14 protein-coding genes and 1 pseudogene are annotated in these 22894 nt (G+C 53.6%); 7 read left to right on the forward strand and 8 right to left on the reverse strand.

Translation table 11 applies throughout. From position 1 onward, the window contains the following. Positions 1 to 367: 367 nt before the first annotated feature. Positions 368 to 3253 carry a hypothetical protein gene (locus ACMXD4_RS08565; protein ID WP_415880485.1) on the forward strand — a complete coding sequence of 962 codons (2886 nt, stop codon included), beginning with the start codon at positions 368 to 370 and terminating at the stop codon, positions 3251 to 3253. Positions 3254 to 3378: 125 nt separating this feature from the next. Here ACMXD4_RS08565 and ACMXD4_RS08570 read toward each other — a convergent pair whose 3' ends face one another. Both ACMXD4_RS08570 and ACMXD4_RS08575 read right to left on the reverse strand, forming a co-directional pair. Continuing rightward, complete coding sequence (locus ACMXD4_RS08570; RefSeq protein ID WP_415880486.1) at positions 3379 to 4761, reverse strand: hypothetical protein; 1383 nt, start codon at positions 4759 to 4761, stop codon at positions 3379 to 3381. 2 nt (positions 4762 to 4763) lie between these two features. Further along, entirely contained in the window at positions 4764 to 7277 is a 2514-nt protein-coding gene (locus tag ACMXD4_RS08575) for a DUF2339 domain-containing protein (protein ID WP_415880487.1), read from the reverse strand. Between the two features lie 323 nt (positions 7278 to 7600). On the opposite strand from ACMXD4_RS08575, the gene ACMXD4_RS08580 reads away from it, so the two are divergent. Both ACMXD4_RS08580 and ACMXD4_RS08585 read left to right on the forward strand, forming a co-directional pair. Next, positions 7601 to 9208, forward strand: coding sequence for a methyl-accepting chemotaxis protein (locus tag ACMXD4_RS08580; protein ID WP_171695830.1), 1608 nt, complete (start codon positions 7601 to 7603; stop codon positions 9206 to 9208). A 207-nt stretch (positions 9209 to 9415) separates the two neighbouring features. Beyond that, on the forward strand, positions 9416 to 10327 hold the full coding sequence (locus ACMXD4_RS08585) for a DMT family transporter (protein ID WP_101055344.1): 912 nt from the start codon (positions 9416 to 9418) through the stop codon (positions 10325 to 10327). A gap of 7 nt (positions 10328 to 10334) precedes the next feature. Here the strand turns inward: ACMXD4_RS08585 and recN are convergent, their stop codons facing one another. The 6 genes and pseudogenes from recN to htpG form a co-directional block, all read right to left on the reverse strand. After that, positions 10335 to 12017 (reverse strand): DNA repair protein RecN, encoded by a 1683-nt coding sequence (gene recN / locus ACMXD4_RS08590; RefSeq protein WP_415880488.1) that lies wholly within the window; start codon positions 12015 to 12017, stop codon positions 10335 to 10337. Between the two features lie 4 nt (positions 12018 to 12021). After that, positions 12022 to 12903 carry an NAD(+) kinase gene (locus ACMXD4_RS08595; protein WP_415880489.1) on the reverse strand — a complete coding sequence of 294 codons (882 nt, stop codon included), beginning with the start codon at positions 12901 to 12903 and terminating at the stop codon, positions 12022 to 12024. Positions 12904 to 13369: 466 nt separating this feature from the next. After that, a pseudogene (locus ACMXD4_RS08600) lies at positions 13370 to 14756 on the reverse strand (IS4 family transposase). A gap of 201 nt (positions 14757 to 14957) precedes the next feature. After that, a complete protein-coding gene (locus tag ACMXD4_RS08605) occupies positions 14958 to 15509 on the reverse strand; it encodes an REP-associated tyrosine transposase (protein WP_415880490.1) in 552 nt (183 codons plus the stop codon). A 170-nt stretch (positions 15510 to 15679) separates the two neighbouring features. Then, entirely contained in the window at positions 15680 to 16282 is a 603-nt protein-coding gene (locus ACMXD4_RS08610) for a DUF4145 domain-containing protein (protein ID WP_415880491.1), read from the reverse strand. 129 nt (positions 16283 to 16411) lie between these two features. Then, positions 16412 to 18349 (reverse strand): molecular chaperone HtpG, encoded by a 1938-nt coding sequence (gene htpG / locus ACMXD4_RS08615; RefSeq protein ID WP_415880492.1) that lies wholly within the window; start codon positions 18347 to 18349, stop codon positions 16412 to 16414. 126 nt (positions 18350 to 18475) lie between these two features. Here htpG and ACMXD4_RS08620 point away from each other — a divergent pair, with 126 nt between their 5' ends. The 4 genes from ACMXD4_RS08620 (at position 18476) to rfbD (ending at position 22894) form a co-directional block, all read left to right on the forward strand. Continuing rightward, positions 18476 to 20104 (forward strand): tetratricopeptide repeat-containing response regulator, encoded by a 1629-nt coding sequence (locus ACMXD4_RS08620; protein ID WP_171695825.1) that lies wholly within the window; start codon positions 18476 to 18478, stop codon positions 20102 to 20104. 4 nt (positions 20105 to 20108) lie between these two features. After that, on the forward strand, positions 20109 to 20792 hold the full coding sequence (locus ACMXD4_RS08625; protein WP_101055358.1) for a sensor histidine kinase: 684 nt from the start codon (positions 20109 to 20111) through the stop codon (positions 20790 to 20792). 110 nt (positions 20793 to 20902) lie between these two features. Continuing rightward, the gene (gene rfbB / locus ACMXD4_RS08630) at positions 20903 to 21973 is read left to right on the forward strand and encodes a dTDP-glucose 4,6-dehydratase (protein ID WP_415880493.1); all 1071 of its coding nucleotides are present in this window, start codon (positions 20903 to 20905) and stop codon (positions 21971 to 21973) included. A 24-nt stretch (positions 21974 to 21997) separates the two neighbouring features. Beyond that, positions 21998 to 22894 (forward strand): dTDP-4-dehydrorhamnose reductase, encoded by an 897-nt coding sequence (rfbD, locus tag ACMXD4_RS08635; protein WP_415880494.1) that lies wholly within the window; start codon positions 21998 to 22000, stop codon positions 22892 to 22894.

The following is a 22894-nucleotide window of genomic DNA, read 5'->3' on the forward strand; positions in this document are numbered from 1 at the left end:
GTTTGGGAACCACGTCCCGGCAACGCCAGCAGTGGTGTAAGTACCACTTACCATTCAAACACCAGTATGTTGACCAAAGCGAAAAGCTAGGCCTTGCATACCGGGCTGATCGGCCCGGCAATCAACGATATTTCGTCACTCGAACGACATATCGTCGCCGCTTCTGCCCGCCGGCTCATTGCCGCCAACCTTAATTGCCTTAAACGACAAAACCAAAACAACCTTAAAACAATCGCTTACAGGGCAATAGCCGCAAACACGCGGCAATTGGCACAAGAAATGAACAGTAAACGCTAACCATCGGACATCGGTTAGCCACTAACCGCCTCCGAGACCACACTTTTTACGTTTACTCAGGAGCCGCACCATGTCCCGCCCTTGTTTCAAAGCCCACCCATTAGCGCTGGCCTTGGCCGGCATCCTAGCCAATAGCCTTTTGACCTCGCCCGTTCTTGCCTACGAACTAGTCTGGGACGGCAGCGGCGACAACGACAGTTGGTTTTTCTCGAACAACGATTTCCTTCATCCCAATACCAACTGGCTAAACAACGACCCATTATTACTGCCGAACACCGGCGATAGCTTGGTCTTCAAAGGCAATACCCGGTTGACACCGCTTAACGACGGCCCGGAAGATCTGGACATCAACGGCATTACCTTTGCGGCCGACGCCAGGGCGTTTACCCTAAACGGCAATCGCATCGTCAGCATCGGCAATATCGTCAACGCCAGCCGCAATCTGCAAACCATCAATATGCCGATCATTATCGGCGCCGATCAGATCTGGGATGGCGGCAATATCCCCGGCGGCTTTTTACAAGTGAATCAATTCGCCGGTTTGCGCGACCATTCCCTGACCTTGCTACGCTACGCCAGGGTTTCCGCAGGCAATAACCCATTGATTCTCGGCGAAACCGGACAAGCACAATTGTTGGTGAAAGGCAGGAGTACGCTGGACAGTGTTTCGGCCGTCATCGGCGCCGGCCAGGGAAGTACGGCGGAAATGACCGTCCAAGGCTCGGGATCGAAATGGACCAATAGCGGGAACATGAATATAGGCACGCACGGCAAAGCCATCCTGAATATCCTCGATTCCGGCTCGGTGATCAGCAAGACGGCGTCTCTCGGCAACGGTGCCCAAGTGGCTATCGATGGCCTGGGATCGAGTTGGACCAATAGTAACGATCTGCACATTGGCTATCTTGGTGAAGGCACGCTGAGCGTGACCAATGGTGGTGTGTTGAACTCCGGCAAAAGCACCATAGGTGGCGGTAACTCCATGCATCCCAGCTTAGTCACCATCGACGGCGCCGGATCGCGGTGGACGAATCAGAGCCTGTTTATTGGTTCGCCTGGCCAAGGCAGTTTGAAAATCGCTAACGGCGGCATAGTCGTAAGCGGCCAAAGCGTTATCGGCGATCAAGGTGCGGGCGAATTGAATATCGTCAAGGGCGGGAGCATGGAAAGCCAATCTACCATTATCGGCAATCAGGGCAAGGGCAAAGTTTTAATCGAGGACTCGGGCTCCAGTATGCTGAGCATCGGCAATTTGTCGGTTGGATACGAGCGCGGCGGCAGAGGTGAGTTACTCGTCGGTCCTGGCGGCACCGTCAGCAACCAGTTCGGTTACGTCGGCGCAAAATCGCAAAGTATCGGCCGGGTAAACGTGCAGGGTTTGGGCGCCCAATGGCTTAACAAAAGCGAGCTGTTTGTCGGCGATCAGGGTAATGGCAGCTTAGTCGTCGATAGCGGCGGCAGCGTGAAAAGTGACAGAGCAACTATCGGCAATGCCAGTGGCGGTGTGGGGGAGGCAAGTATCAAAGGCCAAGGGTCGACATGGACTATCCGGGATAGCCTAACGTTAGGCAATCAAGGCACCGGCACGCTGAATGTGGAAAATGGCGGAAAAGTGGAAAGCGCAAGCGCGGTCATCGGCAATGCCATCGGCAGCTTGGGCAAGGTGATGGTCAATGGCGACGGCTCGCAATGGTGGAACCAAGGCGATCTGATCATCGGCTCTAACGGACGGGGATTGCTCAACATCGAAAACCAGGGCCTGGTTTCGGTTGGCGGACGCTTCCGAATTTTAAGAGCCGGCGTCGTGAATCTGGACGGCGGCACGCTCGAAGTCGTCAATCAAGACGACGTTCGCCCTGGGCCTGGCGGGCAGTTTAACTGGCTCGCCGGCATCTTGAGCATCACCGGTGCCGACGGCGTGACCTTGGGCCGCAATGAGATTTTTGGCCCGGCCACCATCCTGACCAGCGGCAAAACCTTGGCGGTAACCAACAGCCTGAACGTCAACAGCGGCAGTCTATTATGGCTAAACGGCGGCTCGCTAAAGGCCGGCACGCTGGCAGTGAACGGCGGACTAATCGTCTTCCATAACGGTAGCCATCTGGATATGAACGACATCGGCACCTTGTCCGGTTACGGCACGCTGACAACGACAGTGAGCGGCGGCACGGCGGCCAACACCATCCGCGCCAATAGCGGCAAACTGGTGCTGGGCAACGTCAATTCCAATCAAGGTTTCGAATTTGGCGGCAAGCTTGATGTCGGCTCAAATCAAGTGACGTTGCTGGATAAAGATAAAGCCCAGTTGGGCGTCTCCACCAGTTTGGGCAAGGGCGGCGAACTGGGCAGCATCAACGGCATCGATTTGGGCGACGGTGACACTCTGAGCTACACCGGTAGCGCCAGCATTCTGGGCGACTTCACCAACAACGGTCTGGTGACTGGATCGAGGGGCACCTTGACTTTCCTGAACGATGTCAACGGTGCCGGTGGGTTTGGCGGCAACGTTGTTTTTCGCGGCGGCTACAATCCCGGCAACAGCCCGGCCGCCATCGACTTCCACGGCGGCAGCCTCCGCTTTGGTGCCAGTTCGGTGCTGACGATGGAAATCTTCGGTAATCAGCCGGGCAGCCAATACGATCAATTACTGAATATCGGCCATTTTGATTTTAACGGCACCCTGTCCTTGGTGTTCGGCGGTAACTTCACGCCGGTCGCCGGCGATGTTTTCAAGTTATTCGACTTCGCCGGCTTCAGCGGCAGTTTAAACCCGGACCGCATCAGCGTCGCCGGCATAGACCGCAAGCTACTCGACTTTTCCAACTTGGCAACCAACGGCAGTCTGCGGGTCGCCGCCGTGCCGCTGCCGACTACGGCTTGGCTGTTCCTGGGCGGTTTGCTGGGCATACTGGCCAAGTCGCGCCGCCACACCCTCCATCGCGCGAAGCTAGCGTAAAAGGGGAGTAGGGCGAAGCGATGCCAAGTGTAGACACTAAGGCATTGCTTTAATTTATGTTGATCGGCGGATGACGTTAGGCTTATCCGCCCATTTTTTTATTTGTTGGGGTATCACAGCGCACTTCATTTCCGCTCAGTCGAATCAGACAGATTGGCAACGCGCTTGCCGACCCGAAACAAACTCCACGCCAGCACGATCACCATCAAGGTGATGACCAGGCCCAGAAACCACGAACTGTTCAGCAGTTTAGCGACATTGAAGTGTTGTTCGCCGATTGTGGCCTCGGCTTCCGGCCCCAATCCGGCTCGATTGCTCTGGTAACCGCGGCGTAATAATTCCTGGATCGGTGCGGTGTCATAGTGCGGCGCCTCGGCGGCTTCGGCGCCGTATTTGATTTGGTAGCTCAGGCCGGTTTGCGGCAGGAATAGCAATTGGTAGCCGGGACCGGTGCCGGCGACGGTGTTGATATGCAGTTCCGGGTTGTCCTGGTCACGAATCACAATGCGGTAGCGCGTTTGCCGTTGTTCCGGAAAGCCGATGGTGGTTTGTTCGCGGTTGATGTCTTGATAATGCAGGGCTTCCAAGGTGCCGGTGCCGATGGTGCGCATTTGGGTTTCCAGCCCTTGCGTCAGCGGGATTTGTACTTCGGCCTGGCGGCTGAAGTTTGGGGTCATTATTTGCAGCTTCAAACCGTTCAGCGGTTGCCGTAGCGTGTCGACGTCGATGATAGTGGCTTTTTGTGCGGCATCGAGTTTGATTTTAAAACCGGCCGGGTAATCAAATTGCTGATCGGCGTCGGCAACCGTTTCGCTGGCGTTATGCCAGAGCTCGATGCGCTCGACATGCAGCGGTTCCTTGATTTGTTGCGTGGTTTCCTGGCGTTGCACTTCCTCGCTGCCGCGCACGGTGCGGGTCAGTTCCAACAGTTCGGCAACCCGGGTCTGGCTGGCTTTGGCGACGACGATTTTGAATTGCCGGAAGCTATTCGCCGGCAATTCGACGTCGCGGTTACCGACACTCATATAACGCGAATAATCGTAAATCTGCGCGCGCTCGACCAGCAGTTGCCAATTCTCGCCGTCGTTGGAACCGTGAATTTGCAAGGCGTATTCGAAGTCGCGCTGGTCGGTGATCAGACTCAGGCCATCAGCGTTGGCGGCTTTTTTGTCCAGTTGCACGGTCACGACGAAGCCTTCGTCCTCGTCGCCGAATTTTTGCAAATCGATGGTTTTACTGGTGCTGGCTACGCGCTTACTGACCGTTTTTTGGCTGGCGATTTTTTGCAGCAAATACGGGGTTTCGACGCCGTTTTGATCGACCAGGCGCAAGTCGCGAAAATCGGCGGCGGTGTTGGCATACACCGCGCTGTCCAACGGCACGGCCAGCAGGCTTTGTTGCCCGTTATCCTGGGCCAGCACCGGCCGGCTGAACCGGTAAGCCGGTGTTTCGTTGGCCCAAGCCTGAGTCAAAAACAGGCAGCATAACACTGCAAATTTGGCGATCATGATCATGTTTTGTTTTCGGCGTTGCCGATAAAAGTTTGTTGATAACGCATGTAAAAAAACGCGCCGCCGAGTGCCAGCATGCCCAGCACGATAAAGGCGACGATCCGGTAAATTTGTTCCAGCCGGGCCAGGTCAATGAAAAACACCTTCCAGGCTACCAGGGCAAACAGCGCCAAGCCGACCAGGCGCAATGCGGCGATTTGCCGCTTGATGCCGTTGAACACCAAGGTCAACGCAAATATCGACCACAAGATCGACACGCCACCGGAACGCAAACCCGGCACATAGTGATACAACAGCGAGTTAATTTCCAGACTTAAAAAGGTAAATAACAAGACCAGTGCCGCACCGCCCAGCCATTGGCGGATATTGCCGCTGTCGGTTTCGTGGTCGGCCAGGCGGCGTAAGGCCAACAGTAAAAAGGCTATCGTCGCTGCGAAATCCAGGAAACGCATCAAGGCTAATTCAAACGAGTAGCCGCCGCCGTAACGCAAGGTCCAGACGCTGTCGCCGACGCTTATATGGCCCAGCGTCAAATCCCAGGACGGCAGGTCGAACAACAGCATCTTCAGGAACACGCCGATCAGGAACAGCCTGAGTGCTTGTAACAGCCAATCGCCCGTACCGGCTACGTAACGGGTCAACAATAGCCAGCACATGGCCAGCCATACCAAGGTCAGCACCGGCAATTGCAAGGGCGGATACAGATAGGCAAAGCTGCGGAACAATTCCAGTTGCAGCACCACAAACAACAGCCCGCCGCCGATCAGCAGGATGATTTGCAACAGCAGATTGTCTTTTAGCCATAGCGGCACATCGTTGCCGGCATCGCAAGCCAGTGGCGAGGCGGGCGCCGGTTTTTCGATCAGCGTATACGCCAAGGCCAAAGACAAGATGGGGATACCGAAGCTGATCACCCGTTCCAGCAGGCCCAGCAAGAAGGCGCCGAACGATTGCTGGCTATCCATTTGCATGCCGTATTGGCCGGGCAAGTCGATGAAACAAAAACGGACCAGCACCAGCGCGTAAAGCAGATACGCCACTTGTTGTAAAAACGCGCTGCGCAGTTTGCCGGCCATCCACAGCATCACCAAGGCCTGCAAAGACCAACTGACAGTGATCCATTGATTGGACAGCAGCAAGGGCAGGGTTATGGTCACAAAAAATGCCGCCAAACCGATGAAGCTGATCAGCAGCTCTTTATCTGCCACCTTGCGCGCCAGACAGTAATACACATGGCCGACATAGAACGCCGCCAGCGCGACGGTTAACAAGGCAGTCCAGATTTGCCCGTAGGCGTCGTCGATTAGATGATAGGCGGTGCCGAAGAAGATGGCGGCATTGACGATCAGGCCAATCAAATCCAGTAAGGTCGATTTGCTTTGGTTGACCAAGCAGAACAAAAATACCGTCGTCGAATACAGCACAAAAAAACCCGTCAAGAACGGCAACACCTGCCAGAAATACTCGACCGGATAGTTTTGCATCGAGCCGAAGAACAACAGGTAATTAAAGAAGAAGCTCAGGAAATTTAACAAGTGCCACTGCTTGTACCAGTTGATCGCCAGGATGCCGGCGCCGAGCAGCAGCATGTAACTGAACAAGCCGGGAAAATTGACTTGGCCGGTGGAGAGCATGATGGGCGTGCAGTAACCGCCGATGATGGCGAATATCGCTACCAGCATGGAATCCAGCTTGATCGCTAAAAACGCCGCGCAGGCGGTCACCAAAATCATCAATGCAAAAGTCGGATAGACGTCCAGCAGATGATAAAAACTGTGCGCGGCAAATACGCTGAAATACAACACTGCAATGCCGCCGCCCAGCAAACCCTGGCTGAACAGATGGTAGGTGCCGCCGACCAAACGCACGCCGCCGACAATCATGCCGACACCGGCCAGCACTGATAAGGCTACCCGCGCTTGTTCGCCAAGCAGGCCGTTGTCGATGGAATATTTCAGGAAAAAGCCGATACCGGTCACCAAAATCAACACGCCGATACGCAGCAGCCAGTTGCTGGCCACCGCATATTCCATCGCCACGCCTTCGGGCCGATGGCCTTCGCCGACGATGATCCAGTTCCAGATTTCTTTGAGGATTTTCTGCGCCGCCAGTTCGAAACGGCTGGGTTCTGCGGGTTGCCAGGTGTTTTGACTCCAGGGATTTTCCTGGGCTGGCTCTGCAATCGGTTCCGGCGGCGTTGCGGGTTTCGGCGGCTCTTTTTCCGCAGGCAGTTGGCTGTCGGTAATGTCGAATATCACCTGTGCCGTTGCCGGTGTTTGCGCCTCAAATAAGGCGGGTTGCGGCGGCGTTTCGCTTGCGGGCATTTCTCGCGCTTTTGCCAGCTCGCGCAGCAGTTTGCGGTCTTCGCGCAGCGCCGCTTCTATCTTACGCAAGGTCTGATTAAGGTCATCCTGGTTACGTCTTTGGCGGCCCATTAGAACGGTCAGCATCGCGATGATGACGATGGGCACCAAAATTAGGACAAAAGCGACAAAACCGAAGAAATCGTCCACGGCAACTCTCCAAGGCTGGGCAAACGGCGGGTTATTGGGGTTATCAAGCAAGCTTTTCAGGTTACGGCCGGGTCTTCTGCGTGACGCGGGCAAGGCTCTGGGTTAAGCGTCAAGTGGCAAAAGTAGTCGTATTCGTGAGCGGCGTCACTATTCAGGATAACCGCTTGTCGGGTGGATTGCTATATATGGCTCGTGCGGTAGGGATTTGTTCTATGCTTGATGCATGGATTACAAGGGTCAGTTTAGGATTACATATAGATTTTCCAGAAGCTGCCGACAACCCAAGGTGTATCACCACACACTCCAATACATTGGCTCATCTCATGAACAAGAACTCCACAATCCAATCCAAAATATTGCTAAGTATCGCCAGTGTATTTTTGTTGCTGATGTTTGTCAGCACACTGTTCATGGCGGAAAGGCAAAAAGACATGATACAAACGCTGGCGACCGATAAAGCTCGGGATATTGCCAACAGCTACTTCGACGGCGTGAATACGCTAATGCTGACCGGCGCGATGGCGCAGGGTGAAGTATTGCGCGAAAAAGCCCTTTCGCATGGCAATGTCACGGAAGTGCGCTTAATTCGCGGCAAGCAGATTACCGATTTTTACGGTCCAGGCAAAACCGAGCAAAGACCCCTTGATAATCTGGACGATCGCGCGCTGACGGGTGAAAGCATCATTCAACCGGGTAATGACAAAAACGGACGTCTGATCACCGTGTTGGAGCCGATCAAGGCTAGCGCCAATTTTCGCGGCACGAATTGTCTGACTTGTCATACGGTGAGCGAGGGGACGGTGTTGGGGGCGGTGCGGGTGAGTTTTTCGTTGGCGAGTCTCGATGCGCAGATTAATCGCGATTTGGTGATTGCTTCGGCCATTTCCTTGGTGATGTTCGCCGGCGGCCTGTTGCTGGTCAACATGTTGATGCGCAAAATTGTAGTCAATCCACTAGTGACCATGCGCGACACGGTTAACGCTATCGCCGGACAGTCGGATTTACGCCAAAGGTTGCAAATTGATTCCGGCGACGAAATCGGCCAGGTCAGCGAGTCGTTTAATACCATGTTGGCAAATTTTGCCGGTAGCTTGGGGCAGGTGTCTTCGGTCAGCCAGCAATTGGCGTCCGCAACCAACCAAATATCCGGTGTGGCCCGGCAAACCTCACAAGCGGCCACGCAACAACGTAGCGAAACCGAGACGGTGATTCAAGCGATACACGAACTGGAAAATTCTGTGCAGGACGTGCGCGGCGGGGCGACCGGCGCGGCGCAAGCCTCCGTGGAAGCGGACCAGGAAGCCGCGCAAGGCGCGGCGACCACTAAAAATGCCATCAACGGCATCAATGAGCTGGTGAATGAAATCGACCGTGCCGCCGAAGTGATCAAACGCCTGGATCAAAAAAGTAACGGTGTCGGCGCGGTGTTGGATGTGATCAAAGGCCTGGCCGAGCAAACCAATCTGTTGGCCTTGAATGCCGCCATCGAAGCCGCCAGAGCCGGCGAGCAGGGGCGCGGGTTTGCGGTGGTGGCCGATGAAGTCCGCACCTTGGCTACACGTTCGCATAAGGCCACCGAAGAAATTCAAAGCATCATCGATCAATTGCAACGCGAAGCCAAAGACGCGGTGACGGTGATGAACAATGCCAAAAACAGCGCCGAGCAGCGCCGTGAACAAGTGCAAAGCGCCGACCAGGGTCTAAGTGCGATTGCCGAACGGGTGACGCAGATCCGCGAGTTGAACGCGCGGATGTCGCAAGCGGCCGATAATCAAAGCCGCGTTGCGCAGCACGTGGGGCAAAGTATTGCCAATATCGGCCAACTGACCGAACGCACCGCGCAGGATGCCGCGCAAACCAATGCCGCTAGTAACGAATTGGTGAAATTGGCCGCGCAATTGAATGAGTTGGTGAGTCAGTTTAAGCGATAGTCTTGTTCAGCTGCGATTGACACCGGTATCAGCGTGCTTATATAGTTCGTGCATGAGTAATCCTATCAATACAAAAAACAGACACCTATGGCTGTGGGCATCGCCTACCGCCGTGGTGTTTGCGTTTTTCTAAACAATCAAGCAACCGCGGGTCTTACCGCAGTTGCTTCGACACTCGCCTAAGGCCCGCATCACTCAGGAGGCCTAATGGCGACGACTAAATCCACCGCAGCATTCAACCGCAACCGTTTATTCGGCTTTGCCCTGGCCACCCTGGCGGCTATCGGTTTTTCCGGCAAAGCCATTTTGGTCAAACTGGCGTATTACCAGCCGGTGGATGCAGTGACGCTATTGGCCTTACGCATGCTGTTTTCCGCGCCGTTTTTTTTAATCGTTGCGTGGCGGCATGCCGGCCAGAAGGATCTGAGGCCATTAAACCGGCGAGATTATCTGGCTCTCTTGATATTGGGCTTTCTGGGTTACTACCTGTCCAGTTTGTTTGATTTTGTCGGCTTGCAATACATCTCCGCCGGCCTGGAGCGCTTGATTCTGTTTCTGTATCCGACCCTGGTCGTCGTGCTGTCGGCGTTGCTGTTGGGCAAACCGTTCGGCCGCAAGGAAGTCGTGGCGCTAGTGCTCAGTTACGCCGGCATCGGCGTGGTGTTTTTCGACGAAATCAATATTCAGTCTGAACATCTGTTGCTGGGAGCCGGCTTCGTGTTTGCCAGCACCTTGACTTACTCGGCTTATCTGATCGGCACCGGCGAAACGGTGGTCCGCATCGGTGCTTCCCGTTTTACCGCTTACGCGATGCTGGTGGCTTGCGCGGCGACGCTGCTGCAATTTTTACTCACCCATCCGCCGCAGGCTTTGCTGCTGCCGATGCGGGTATATCAATTGAGCTTGCTGATGGCGATTTTCTCGACGGTGCTGCCGGTGTTCATGCTGTCGGCAGCGATCAAGATGATAGGTTCCAGTCACACTTCGTTGATCGGCTCGCTGGGGCCGGTGGCAACCTTGTTTATGGCCAGTTATGTGTTGGGTGAAGAATTGACGCCCGCGCAGATAGGCGGGGCGGCGTTGGTGATGGTGGGGGTGTTGAGTTTGTCGTGGAAGTGAGGGGCCGTTAATCGGACGCCAAGCCGCCCGATACCAGCATCTCCCGCGCATGCGCCAAGGTGTTTTCGGTAATGGTCACGCCGCCCAGCATGCGCGCGACTTCATGCACGCGCTCGTCGTCGCTGAGGCGGTGAACCGTGGACGATGTCACCGCCGCTTTTTGATTCTTGGCGACAAATAAATGCTGATGCGCTTGCGACGCGACTTGCGGTAAGTGAGTGACGCACAATACCTGGCGGTTGAGGCTCAAACGCCTGAGTTTTTGGCCGACGATCTCGGCGATGCCGCCGCCGATGCCGGAATCGACTTCATCGAAAATCATCGTTGGCGTGGTTTTATCGGTGCTGGTGGTGACCTGGATCGCCAAACTAATCCGCGATAACTCGCCGCCGGATGCTACTTTGGCTAGCGGCTTGGCCGGCAAACCGGGGTTGGTGCTCACTAAAAACTCGATGCTGTCCACACCGTTGCGTTGCGGTTCTGCGTCTTCCGGCGTGCGGAGATTGACGAGGAACTCGCCGTGCGGCATGCCCAATTCCTTGATGGCGTAGGAAATGCGTTGCTGCAACTCCGCGCCCGCTTGGCGGCGACTGGCGGACAATTCGCCGGCCAATTTGCGGTACTGGCTTAATAGCCGCTCGCAATCGGCATTCAGGCTTTCGATACGTTCGCTGCTGTGGCTGAGGTTATCCAGTTCTGTGGCAAAGCGCGCGGCCAATTCCGGCAATTCTTCCGGCTGGATTTTATGCTTGCGGCTCAGCGATTGAATCACGCCGATCTGGTTTTCCAGCCAAGTCAGTTGTTGCGGATCGGCCTCCTGGTTTTCCAGGAAACGGCGCAATTGCTGGGTGGCTTCGCCGATCTGGATTTCCGCATCGCTCAATAACTCGGCAACACCGTTCAACTCGCCGGCATATTGGGCCAGTTCGTTGATGGCATGAATCACATGGCCCAGCATGTCGGCCACCGATTGCTGATCGTTGTCGTACAAAATATCCAGTTGCTGTTGGCCGACACCGAGGATTTTGCCAAGGTTGGCCAACTTGTGATGTTCGTCTGCGAGGGCTTGGTAATCGAAATTTTCCAAATCCAATTGCTGCAATTCTTCCAGTTGATAACGTAGCAATTCCTCGCGCTCGGCTTGGTCGCTGCCGGCTTTTAACAATTGCTGCAGTTGCTTATGTGCTTGCTTCCAGTTTTGGTAACAGGAATTCAGATCGTCCAGCAAGGCTCGATTGCCGGCGAAGCCGTCCAGTAGCCGGCGTTGTTCCTCGCTGTCCAGCAAGGTCAAATGGGCGTGTTGGCCGTGGATTTCCACCAATTGCCGACTCAGGCCTTGCAGGGTTTGCAGATTGACCGGCCGGTTGTTGATGTAAGCCTTGGAACGGCCGTCGTCGCTGATGGTGCGGCGAATCATGCACTGGCCTTCATCGTCCAATTCGTTATCGATCAGCCATTGCTTGACCAGCGGCGCCTTGCCTAAATCGAATTCGATATTCACTTCGGCGCGTTTGCTGCCCGGCCGCACGTACCCAGAATCGGCGCGGTCGCCCAAGGCCAGGCCCAAGGCGGTCAGCAAAATCGATTTGCCGGCGCCGGTTTCGCCGGTTAGCACCGACATGCCGGGATCCAGATCAAGGTCCAGCGCGTCGACGACGGCTAGGTCGATAATATTCAGGTTTAACAGCATAGCCTTAGGCGGGGTAGCCGCTCCAGTTGAGTTTGCTTCTTAGGGTATGAAAAAAATCGTGATCCGCAGGATGCAAAATTTTAATCGGTTTGGCGGCTTTTTTGATGACGATTTTGTCGTTGATCCGCACGTCCGGAATCTCCATGTGGTCGCAAGTTACTAGGGCATTGATCTGTTTGGTCTGGCTGAAACGGATCTCGATGACCACGTTGTCGTCGATGACGATGGGCCGATTAGACAAGGTATGCGGGTTCAACGGCACCAACACCAGCGCGTTCAAAGCGGGATGCAGAATCGGGCCGCCCGCCGATAGCGAGTAAGCGGTAGAGCCGGTCGGCGTGGCGACGATCAGGCCGTCCGAGCGCTGGGTATTCAGATACACGCCGTCGATGCTGGTGACAATCTCGATCATGCTCGGCGTCACCCAGCGGTGTACCACCACCTCATTGACGGCCGTTTGCTGGTGGATGATTTCGTGATCGCGGATGATATGGGTGCTGAGCAACTGGCGCTGCTCGCTCTTGAACTCCCCCGCCAAAATTTTATCCAGGCGGCTGGACAACTGCTCCGGCGAAATATCCACTAAAAAACCCAGCCTGCCGAGGTTAACGCCCAGCAGTGGCGTTTCAAAATCAGCGGCGGCGCGGGCTGCGGCCAGAAAGGTGCCGTCGCCGCCGACGGCGATAATCAAGTCGCACAATTCCGGCAGGCGCTCGATATGCACGCCGTTTATATCTGCGCCGGTTATCAACTCCGCACTTTGGCTGTCTACGACAATGTCGTGACCGCGGGTTTTTAGGTAACGGAAAAGTTCGTTCAGCGTCACGGCAATACCGGGATCGCCGCATTTGCCGATGATACCGATACGCTGGAAGGGGCTTGGCATGGTTGGGGTGGTTAATATTGAGTAAGTTCGATTATAGGGGATTGTGTTTTTATTCGGTAGCCTTGTGTGATTTGTGTCGCTGGCGCGACGGATGGTTTGGATGTTGGGTCTCGGCCCGACGGCCGAGTAACTTTTCTTTGTTTGGCCAAAGAAAAGTCACCAAAAGAAAAGCCACCCGGATCCCGCTTTGGTCCTGCGCGCCGAAGCTTTCGCCGGGGGGTGACGAAAGGGGCTTCCTGCCTCTTCGTCAACGTGCGGCATCCATGCCGCACCCCTTCGGGCTGATCCCAACGAAAGCTCTGGTGCTCGGCGCGGCATACGGGAGAGACTCCACTCCGGAATTTATCGTTAAGTAGGCTAAATTGCTCTAGTTCCCACGTGTCACGTGGGAACTCAGATGTACCGCGCTGCGGTGCATTTGTGCCGCAGCGCGGAACATTTTGGTTCCCACGCAGCGCGCTCATCGTTATACACATCTCATTGCGAGATCCTGTTGAGCATTGAGGGCGATGACAAAATCGCGCAAGCGCTGTAAGCCGATCCACATGGCCTTGGCACCCTGGACCATCGTGTTTGCGGGCAAAATAACCGCCTAAGCTTGCAATCAGTCGGATTACCTCACCGAGGCGCGGTGGCGTGAGCGGTGGTGGACAGCGCTTGACGACGATATAAGCCGCTCGCCACTCCTGCGGATCGAAAATAATCTCGCAATCCATGTCCGGCGCTGCGCGCGCGAGCATCAGGCTGAATAACACCCGCCAGGCAATAACCATATAGAGCGCCAAACAAGGTAGTAGCCGTTCTTCCGATTCCAGATGTAGCCGCTTGATCTGGCAACCGCTCTTCAATACATGGAAGTACACTTCGATACACCAGCGCACGCCATACCACGCCACCACCGTAGTCGCTTGCTCGAAACTCGCCACAGGCAAACTGGTCAGCAGGAGCCATTCCAAGGGTTCCTTGCCGGCTGGCGGCGTCTCTTCGCGCGCCAGCACCGCGTTGATGCTCAATGCCGGCAGTCGATACCCAATACGCGTTGGCGGCTTGAGGGGCACCGTGGCGGCGCGTACCGTGATATGCGCCAGTCGCGCTGCACGGTTCGGCCGCGACTTGACATTAACCTCGGTATAACCCATGACCGGCGCTTGATCCAGGGCCGACCATAGCCATTTCGCCGCATTTTCCGGCTCGACCAGAAGGTCTCGGTTCTGCGTCGCCCGAACAATCCATTCAGCGCGAGCAGTCGGCGCATAGTCTTGGTATTCGACAAACCATTCGTAAATGTCGCCCTCGCGGTCGGCGAGATTGACCAATAAACTGTCCGGCATTTGCGCCTGTAAGGCACAGCTATCCTGATAGCTTTCGAGCCAGTGCCGACTTTCTTTTTCGTCCACGCCTTTGTGCCGCCGCGCTTGTCGCGGGCTGGCGCCGTCACGCGCCCAATACGCTGCCTTGACGACACCCAAGCAAATCCGCGACGGCGTAAAGGCGATGGTCGGATGTAGTCGGCGCGCATGTTTCGCCATCTCTTTCAAAGTACCGAGACCTTTTGGCCCCAAACAAATGTTTTCGTCGTACTCCGTCGTGTCCTGCGCCAGCAATACGACCGGGCTGCTCTTCATCCGTTCGACCGTGGCATCTCGATGCGGCGCCAGTATCTTTTTGAAAGTCGCCTTATCATTGTCGAAAAACCGGTAAGCGCCCATCGTCTCCTTCCAGCCGCCACAGGCCGCCGGGATGCTGAGCTGGGGATGTTCGCCTAATCGCTCCAGTAACAGTGCCAATCGTTTATTCAGGCGCCGATCTTCCAAATCAGCGGTTTGTACTTCTTCTTCGGCCCAATTGCTCATCGCTGTTCTCCATCATCTATATGCCTCATGCCTCATGCCTCATGCCTCCTGGTAGTTTAGTCGTTGGGAGACTTGTGTATAACGATGAGCGCGGCGCGTGGGAACGAGGAAAATGGCCTTCGAAACCTCGATTGCATCGAGGCTACTTGCTACGGAATCTATCGTTAAGCAAAGTAGGGTACGCACCGCGTACCTTTGGGTTTATTCACCACCATCGAACGTATCAAATTTTCCGGCCATATCCGAGCCCCATTGCGCAGGATAAAGCCCCTCGTTTACGAAACGATGGAACGACGAATAAGGCCAATTAGCCACCGTGGTCACCAGACCGTGTTTAACCGGATTGTAATGCAGGTAATCCAGATGTTTTGCGTAGTCGCGTTCGTCGCGTAACACATGTTCCCAGAAGCGGCGTTGCCAGACACCGCGCCGCCGTTGGTGTTGTTTTGATGAAGATATTGATTGTTCAGCGCCGTTCGCCGCCAACCAATGTTGGGTGAAATGTTTTTTGATAAAGCCCCAGCGTTTGGAATAATCGGCATCGCCAGGTGGCAGTGCCCAAATCGCGTGTAGGTGATCCGGCAACAATACCAGTGCATCAACCGCAAACGGCCATTGTTGTTGGCAAGCGCGAATGGCCGAGCGCAGTAAATCGCGCGCCGCATCGTTTGCCAAAATCGGCGCCCGCCGTTCCGTTACCACGGTAAAGAAGTAAGAGCCGCCCGGTACATAACAGCGCCGATAATTCGCCATCGCAAACCCCGTTTGCAGAAACCCATATTACGAATTGTGGACCGGTTTAAACCCATCGGCAATTCAAGGTAGGGTACGCACCGCGTACCGAACGAGGGCTATTCCCGGTGTAAAAGCCAGAAGGTACGCGGTGCGTACCCTACGGGACTTGAATGATGGATTAGCAGCCATTACGATTTGCCTAAGCGTTTCCTTATTCCAGCAGCAAGTGCTGGAGCAACATAGAGTACGTGAAGAAATTGTTCTGCAAGGTGTAGAACGTCTTCTGCATCATTTTGGGTAACAGGGCTGCCAGTTGGATGGGCTGCATCATTTCCAATCCACCTCACCGCATCCGCCCAATCTTTCAAATCGGCGGTAATTTTTCCAGCCTGTTTTAGCTCATGAATTTGTGTAACCAATTTGTCGCTAGTCGCTCCTTTGTCAGTAGCTGCAATCTGCATGGTACGCCTAGCCATTACGGCTGCCGCACGATATGCGCCCGCACTAAAACAGACCTTAGCCTCATCTAAGTCAGTACGGATTTCTTCAGGAATATCTTGCTCTGATGGCTTTGGTAATGGGGCTGGGTAAACTCTGGCCCCCTTATTGAGCACCAAAACTGGCATATTACAAGCATTGCAAACACCAATCCACCAAGTCTCTTGGTACCCTTTTTCCCAAAAAGCTCCAGTGGTGTATTCAGAGTAATTTGCTTTGTATTTTACCGGAGCAGGCGTCAAGGATGTATGCCTGTGGCAGTGCGGGCAATATATTGAGAGTAGGTCTGCCATTGAATCTCCTAGGGGGTAACAAGTATTTAAGGATTTAATATAACCAGGAACTAACGGCCATGCAGGGCGACATTAGTGCGGCAACCACAAAAAAGGCCGGTTTCCCGGCCTTTTCCAATTCAAAACAGGTTATTTCAACAACCCCTGCAACAACCCATTCAACTTATGCACAAACGCGGCCGGGTCGTCCAACTGGCCGCCTTCGCTGAGGATGGCCTGGTCGAACAATATATGGCTGATGTCGGCGAACCGCGCGTCGTCTTGCTCGTTTTTCAGGGCTTGGACGATGGCGTGGTCCGGGTTGATTTCGAAGATCGGTTTGCTGTTGCCGCCCATGCCGAACATGCCGCCGGCTTGGCCGGCTTCCTTCATGATCCGCTCCATGTGCAGGCTCATGTCGTAAGCGCCGGTCACTAGGCAGGCAGGGGAGTCGGTCAGGCGGTGGCTGATTTTGACCTCGCTGACTTTGTCGGTCAGTACTTCTTTGAGTTGCTTAACCACCGATTCGAAGTCCTTGCTGACTTCTTCCTGGTGTTTTTTCTCTTCTTCGGTATCGAATTTGTCCAGATCCAGCTCGCCTTTGGCAATGGATTGCATGTGCTTGCCGTCGAATTCGGTCAGGCTGGACACCAGCCATTCGTCGATACGGTCAGTCAGCAATAATACTTCGATGCCTTTTTTGCGGAACACTTCCAGGTGCGGGCTGCTTTTGGCGGCGGCGAAGTTGTCGGCGGTGATGAAGTAGATTTTCTCCTGGCCTTCCTTCATCCGGCTGACGTAGTCGGCCAACGACACGTTTTGGGTTTTGTCGTCAGTGTGGGTCGAAGAGAAGCGCAACAGGCCGGCAACGCGGTCTTTGTTTTTGTGGTCTTCAATCGGGCCTTCCTTGATGACGTTACCGAATTGCTCCCAGAATTTTTGATATTTCTCGGCGTCGTTTTCGGCCAGGTCTTCCAACAATCCCAAGACCTTTTTAACCGCACCGCCTTTGATGGTGTTGATTTGTTTGCTTTGTTGCAGAATTTCCCGTGAGACGTTCAGCGGCAGGCTGTCGGTGTCGATCACGCCGCGAATGAAGCGCAGATAGCGCGGCATCAATTGCTCGGCGTCGTCGGTGATAAACACTTTTTTGATGTACAGCTTGACGCCGTGTTTGGCGTCGCGGTCCCACAAATCGAACGGCGCGCGGCCCGGTACGTACAGCAGCAAGGTGTATTCGTTGGTGCCTTCCACCTTGCTGTGGACGTGAGCCAATGGATCTTGGAAGTCGTGGCCGACGTGTTTGTAAAACTCGTTGTACTGTTCTTCGGTAATGTCGTCTTTAGACTTGGTCCATAGTGCCGAGGCGCTGTTGACGGTTTCGTCTTCGACGCGGGCTGGCGCGGTTTCGTTACCTTCCTCGTCTTTCTCTGCCGGGATTTCCTTGCTCATGATGATGGGCAGGGAGATGTGGTCGGAGTATTTTTTGATGATCGAACGCAGTTTCCAGGCGCTTAAAAATTCGTCTTCGCCTTCTTTTAAATGCAAGACGATTTCGGTGCCGCGGCCGGCTTTGTCGACCGATTCGATGCTGTACTCGCCCAGGCCATCGGATTCCCAACGCACACCGTCACTGGCTGGCGCGCCGGCTTTGCGGGTGGTCAAGGTGACTTTGTCGGCAACGATGAACGATGAATAAAAGCCCACGCCGAATTGCCCGATCAGTTCGCTGTCTTTGGCTTGGTCGCCGGTCAGCCTTTCGAAGAAGGCTTTGGTGCCGGATTTGGCGATGGTGCCGATGTGGTCCTGCACTTCTTCGCGGGTCATACCGATGCCGTTATCGGTGATGGTGATGGTCTTTTTGGCTTCGTCGAAATCGACGCGGATTTTCAATTCGCTGTCGCCTTCGTAGAGGCTGTCGTTGGCCAAGGCTTCGAAACGCAGCTTATCGGCAGCGTCGGAACCGTTGGAGATCAGCTCGCGCAAAAAGATTTCCTTGTTGCTATACAAGGAGTGAATCATCAAGTGCAGCAAATGTTTTACTTCGGTTTGAAAACCAAGGGTTTGTTTGTTTGCTTCAACAGTCATGTCTATACTCATTTGGTTGTAAAGTGGACTCGGGCGAGTTGGGGATGATAATTTTATTTTTCAAGTCCGCCCGCTACGTGGATTTTATGGAGCCGATTTCTTGAGCGTTTTATTAGCCTTTCTGCCATGAGTTTTAGTTTAGCCGGCAAAAGTATCCTGATTGTCGAGGACAATCCCGTGTTTCGGAAAGCGATGCGCGACATGCTTTATAGCTTGCAAGCCGTCACTGTTGTCGAAGCTGATAATGGCATAGCCGCGATCAATGCCATGAGCAAAAGCAGTTTCGATATTGTGTTGTGCGATTACAACCTGGGTGTGGGTAAGAACGGGCAGCAGGTGCTGGAGGAAGCCAGACACCGGAATTTAATCGATTATCGCTGCGTGTTTGTATTGATCAGCGCCGAGCAGACTACCAGTGCCGTGTTGGGGGTTATGGACAGCAAGCCCGATGAATATCTGACCAAGCCCTTTAACGCGCAGCAACTAATGAGTCGGCTGACACGGAATTTTGCCCGCAAGGAATTTATGGCCAGTGTCGACAAGGCGTTAGCCGCTGGCGATTTGTCTAAAGCCATTCAGTTATGCGATGCACTATTGCTGTCCGGGGACAAGAAAATGCATTTGCATTTGCTGAAAATGCGAGCCGAGCTGGCGATTTCCGCCGGCGATTTCGATAAGGCCAGGCAGATATATCATGAAGTTCTGGAGCATAGAGAACTACCTTGGGCGCGCTTAGGTTTGGGCGTGATCGATTTTCAAAACAATAACATCGAACAAGCGATTGCCGGTTTTCAGAGCCTGGTGGCTGATAATCCGATGTTGATGGAGTGTTACGACTGGCTGGGCAAGGCCTACGAAGCATTGGATCAGTACAGCGACGTCGAAAGTGTGTTGCAGCAGGCTTTGCAATTGTCGCCGCAATCGATACTCAGGCAAAAAAAACTGGCCGAAGCGGCGGACCGGAACGGCAATCTTGAAACCGCCGAGAAGGCCTATAAGTCGGTGGTGAAGCTGGGCAAGCATTCCGTGCATCGTTCCTGCAGTGATTTTGCCGGATTGGCCAAGCTTTATGCCAAAACCAATGCCGCGGACGAGGCATTAAAAACGCTGGAGGAAATGCGCAAAGAATATGCCAATCATCCCGAGGCGGAATTACGCGCCTCGACTGTGGAGGCGGATGTGTATAAAACGCTGGGTAACGACGAGTTGTCGCAGAAAGCGTTGCTAAAAGCGGTGGATATATGCAGCCGCTTGGGTAATAAAGCGCCCAGGGACTTGCAGTTGGAAGTAGTGAAAACCTGCTTCCTCAGCGATGAACACGATAAAGCCGAAGAAATACTTTACGATCTGATTCATGCACATATCGACGACGAACAATTTTTGAACGATTTGCGCCGCATGCAAAGCGGCATTGGCATGGATAATCACTCGGAAATTCTGATTCAAAAAACCAAGCAGGCTTTGATTGCGACTAACAACAAAGGGGTGGCGCTTTATAAACAGGGTAAGTTTTCCGAAGCATTGGATTTGTTCGAACAGGCCATTCTGACTATGCCGGATAATAAAACCATCATCGTGAATATGTTGAAGATCATGATTCATGATTTGAAGGTTAATGAGTTTTGCGAAGAAAAAAATCAGCGCATCAGAGCTTTATTTATTAAAGCCAAGCAAATTGGCGTTGATCCACATAAGCTGGGGATATTACAAATGGAGTATGCAAAATTGCGGCAGTCTCAAGCGGTCAAGGCTTAAAACCATGCAAACCCATCCTAAAAACAACGATTTGTTTCCGACTATTCTCGCGTCAACCGTTCACGATATAAAAAACTCATTGGGTACCTTGCTGGAGCTGGTTAGGCAAACTGCTGCCAAACAAGACGGACCATCCGCTGAGTTAAATCAGTTGGAATTCGAGGCGGCTCGGATTAATCACAGTCTGATGCAATTGTTGGTGATGTATAAGGTCGATTCGCAAAAATTTAGTTTGCATATTGAAGAATGCCCGGTAACCGATATTCTCGATGAAGCGATTCATCAACAGGCGCGCTTGGCTGGATTGCACAACATTGATCTACAAGTGGATTGTGGCGATGACGAGATGTGCTACTGCGATAACGCCATCATCAGCAATGCGCTGGCAGCTGTCTTGAATAATGCTTTGCGCTATACCCACAAAACCGTTTTGATTGCCGTGACTGAGGAGGACGGCTATCTAACCATCGCCATCGAAGACGACGGTGCGGGTTATCCGCCTCATTTTTTAACCGCGGACTTAAACGATACGGCCGAATTGGACTGGGTGTCGGGAAATACCGGCCTGGGTTTGTATTTTGTGTCGGTAATGGCCGGCCTGCATAAAAATGCCGGGAAAAACGGATTTGTGCGGATCGACAACGAAAGTCGTTTGGGTGGGGCGAGGTTCAAACTTTTTTTGCCTTAAGGATTGCAGAATCATTAGACACTGAAGGATGGTACTAAGGTACAATGGCCCCGATAATAATAGCGTTTCTCGTCGGGCAGACGGTTAGAAAAAATAAGAAAACTTTAAAAATGAGTATTTTAGTCACCGGTGGGGCCGGGTTTATCGGCAGCAATTTTGTATTGGATTGGTTGGCGCAAAGCGACGAATTGCTCGTCAATTTGGATAAATTGACCTATGCGGGTAACTTACAGAATTTGGCTTCGCTACATGACGATGACAGGCATGTATTTGTTCAAGGTGACATTGCGGATTACGATTTGCTGCTGAGTTTACTGCAAAAGTACCGGATTCGGGCCGTGATCAATTTTGCTGCCGAATCCCATGTTGATCGTTCCATCCACGGACCGGAAGATTTTATTCAAACCAATATCGTCGGCAGTTTCCGTTTGTTGGAAGCGGTACGGCAATACTGGAACAACTTGGAACAGCCGGCCAAGCAGGCTTTTCGTTTACTGCACGTGTCTACCGACGAGGTGTACGGTTCTTTGGAAATGACCGATGCGCCGTTCGCTGAAACCCACCAGTATCAACCCAATAGTCCTTATTCAGCCAGTAAAGCCGCCAGCGACCATTTGGTGCGTGCTTATCACCATACTTACGGTTTGCCTGTATTGACTACCAATTGCTCCAACAATTACGGTCCTTATCATTTTCCGGAAAAACTCATCCCGCTGTGCATTCAAAACGCCTTGTCCGGCAAAGCTTTGCCGATATACGGCGACGGTCAACAGATTCGCGATTGGCTGTTTGTGAAGGATCATTGCAGCGCGATTCGCCGGGTGCTGGAAGCCGGCAAGCTTGGCGAGGTTTATAACGTCGGCGGTTGGAACGAAAAAGCCAATCTGGATGTAGTCAACACGCTATGCAGTATTCTGGATGAGCTGCAACCGCGTAGCGACGGCAAATCCTATGCCGAACAGATTACCTATGTCACCGACCGGCCTGGGCACGACAGACGTTATGCCATCAATGCCGGCAAGCTGGAACGGGAGCTAGGCTGGAAACCGGCGGAAACCTTTGAGACCGGCATTCGCAAAACCGTGCAGTGGTATTTGGATAACCAAGCCTGGGTTAGCAATGTGTTGTCCGGTGACTACCAGTCCTGGCTCGATAAAAACTATGCAGGGCGCACTGCGTGATCAATGCTTTGCATGGTTGAGTGAATGAAAGTTTTATTGTTCGGTAAAAATGGCCAGCTGGGTTGGGAGTTGCAACGCAGCTTGGCGCCTTTGGGCGAATTGCTTGCGCTTGACAGATTCGACCAACATTATTGCGGCGATTTAAGTAATCCAAGCGGGATTGCCGAAACGGTTCGCGCGCTGCGTCCCGATGTCATCGTCAATGCTGCTGCCTATACCGCAGTGGATAAGGCCGAGTCTGAAAGCGACTTGGCGAATACGATCAATGCGGTGGTGCCGGGAGTTTTGGCGGCAGAAGCCAAACGTATCGATGCCTGGTTGCTGCACTATTCGACGGATTACGTATTCGACGGCAGCGGTGATAAACCCTGGCGGGAAGATGATCAGGTTGGGCCGTTGAATGTCTATGGGCAAAGTAAATTGGCTGGGGAACGAGCCATTCAAGCCAGCGATTGCCGGCATTTGATTTTTCGGACCAGTTGGGTTTATGCAGCCAGAGGTAATAACTTTGCCAAAACTATGTTGCGCCTGGCGCAAGAACGACAACAGCTGTCGGTGATTAACGATCAAATCGGTACGCCAACCGGCGCCGAATTGCTGGCGGATGTGAGTGCCCACGCTATTCGTCATGCCTTGAAAACACCTGAAGTGGCTGGTGTTTACCATTTAACCGCTAGCGGCGAAACCAGTTGGTACGACTACGCACATTTGGTGCTTGATTATGCCCGTCAAGCCGGACTGGCGCTGAAAACCGACAAACAATCGGTTACGGCAATTCCAACCAGCGCTTACCAAACGCCGGCGCAGCGGCCATTAAACTCACGTATGAATACTGAAAAGTTGCAAAGCGTGTTTGATTTACAACTGCCGGCTTGGCAAAAGGGTGTCGAGCGAATTTTGTCTGAACTCTACGGGAAGTGA

The sequence above is a fragment of the Methylomonas sp. TEB genome (genome assembly GCF_047777895.1).
In the GTDB taxonomy this organism is placed as follows: domain Bacteria; phylum Pseudomonadota; class Gammaproteobacteria; order Methylococcales; family Methylomonadaceae; genus Methylomonas.

What these genes read in the sequence shown, in the direction of transcription:
- ACMXD4_RS08570 (WP_415880486.1), bottom strand. Translation starts at nt 4,761, where the DNA reads ATGATCGCCAAATTTGCAGTGTTATGCTGCCTGTTTTTGACTCAGGCT.
- rfbD (WP_415880494.1), top strand. Translation starts at nt 21,998, where the DNA reads ATGAAAGTTTTATTGTTCGGTAAAAATGGCCAGCTGGGTTGGGAGTTG.
- ACMXD4_RS08580 (WP_171695830.1), top strand. Translation starts at nt 7,601, where the DNA reads ATGAACAAGAACTCCACAATCCAATCCAAAATATTGCTAAGTATCGCC.
- ACMXD4_RS08565 (WP_415880485.1), top strand. Translation starts at nt 368, where the DNA reads ATGTCCCGCCCTTGTTTCAAAGCCCACCCATTAGCGCTGGCCTTGGCC.
- ACMXD4_RS08610 (WP_415880491.1), bottom strand. Translation starts at nt 16,282, where the DNA reads ATGGCAGACCTACTCTCAATATATTGCCCGCACTGCCACAGGCATACA.
- ACMXD4_RS08605 (WP_415880490.1), bottom strand. Translation starts at nt 15,509, where the DNA reads ATGGCGAATTATCGGCGCTGTTATGTACCGGGCGGCTCTTACTTCTTT.
- rfbB (WP_415880493.1), top strand. Translation starts at nt 20,903, where the DNA reads ATGAGTATTTTAGTCACCGGTGGGGCCGGGTTTATCGGCAGCAATTTT.
- ACMXD4_RS08620 (WP_171695825.1), top strand. Translation starts at nt 18,476, where the DNA reads ATGAGTTTTAGTTTAGCCGGCAAAAGTATCCTGATTGTCGAGGACAAT.
- ACMXD4_RS08595 (WP_415880489.1), bottom strand. Translation starts at nt 12,903, where the DNA reads ATGCCAAGCCCCTTCCAGCGTATCGGTATCATCGGCAAATGCGGCGAT.
- ACMXD4_RS08625 (WP_101055358.1), top strand. Translation starts at nt 20,109, where the DNA reads ATGCAAACCCATCCTAAAAACAACGATTTGTTTCCGACTATTCTCGCG.
- recN (WP_415880488.1), bottom strand. Translation starts at nt 12,017, where the DNA reads ATGCTGTTAAACCTGAATATTATCGACCTAGCCGTCGTCGACGCGCTG.
- ACMXD4_RS08585 (WP_101055344.1), top strand. Translation starts at nt 9,416, where the DNA reads ATGGCGACGACTAAATCCACCGCAGCATTCAACCGCAACCGTTTATTC.
- htpG (WP_415880492.1), bottom strand. Translation starts at nt 18,349, where the DNA reads ATGACTGTTGAAGCAAACAAACAAACCCTTGGTTTTCAAACCGAAGTA.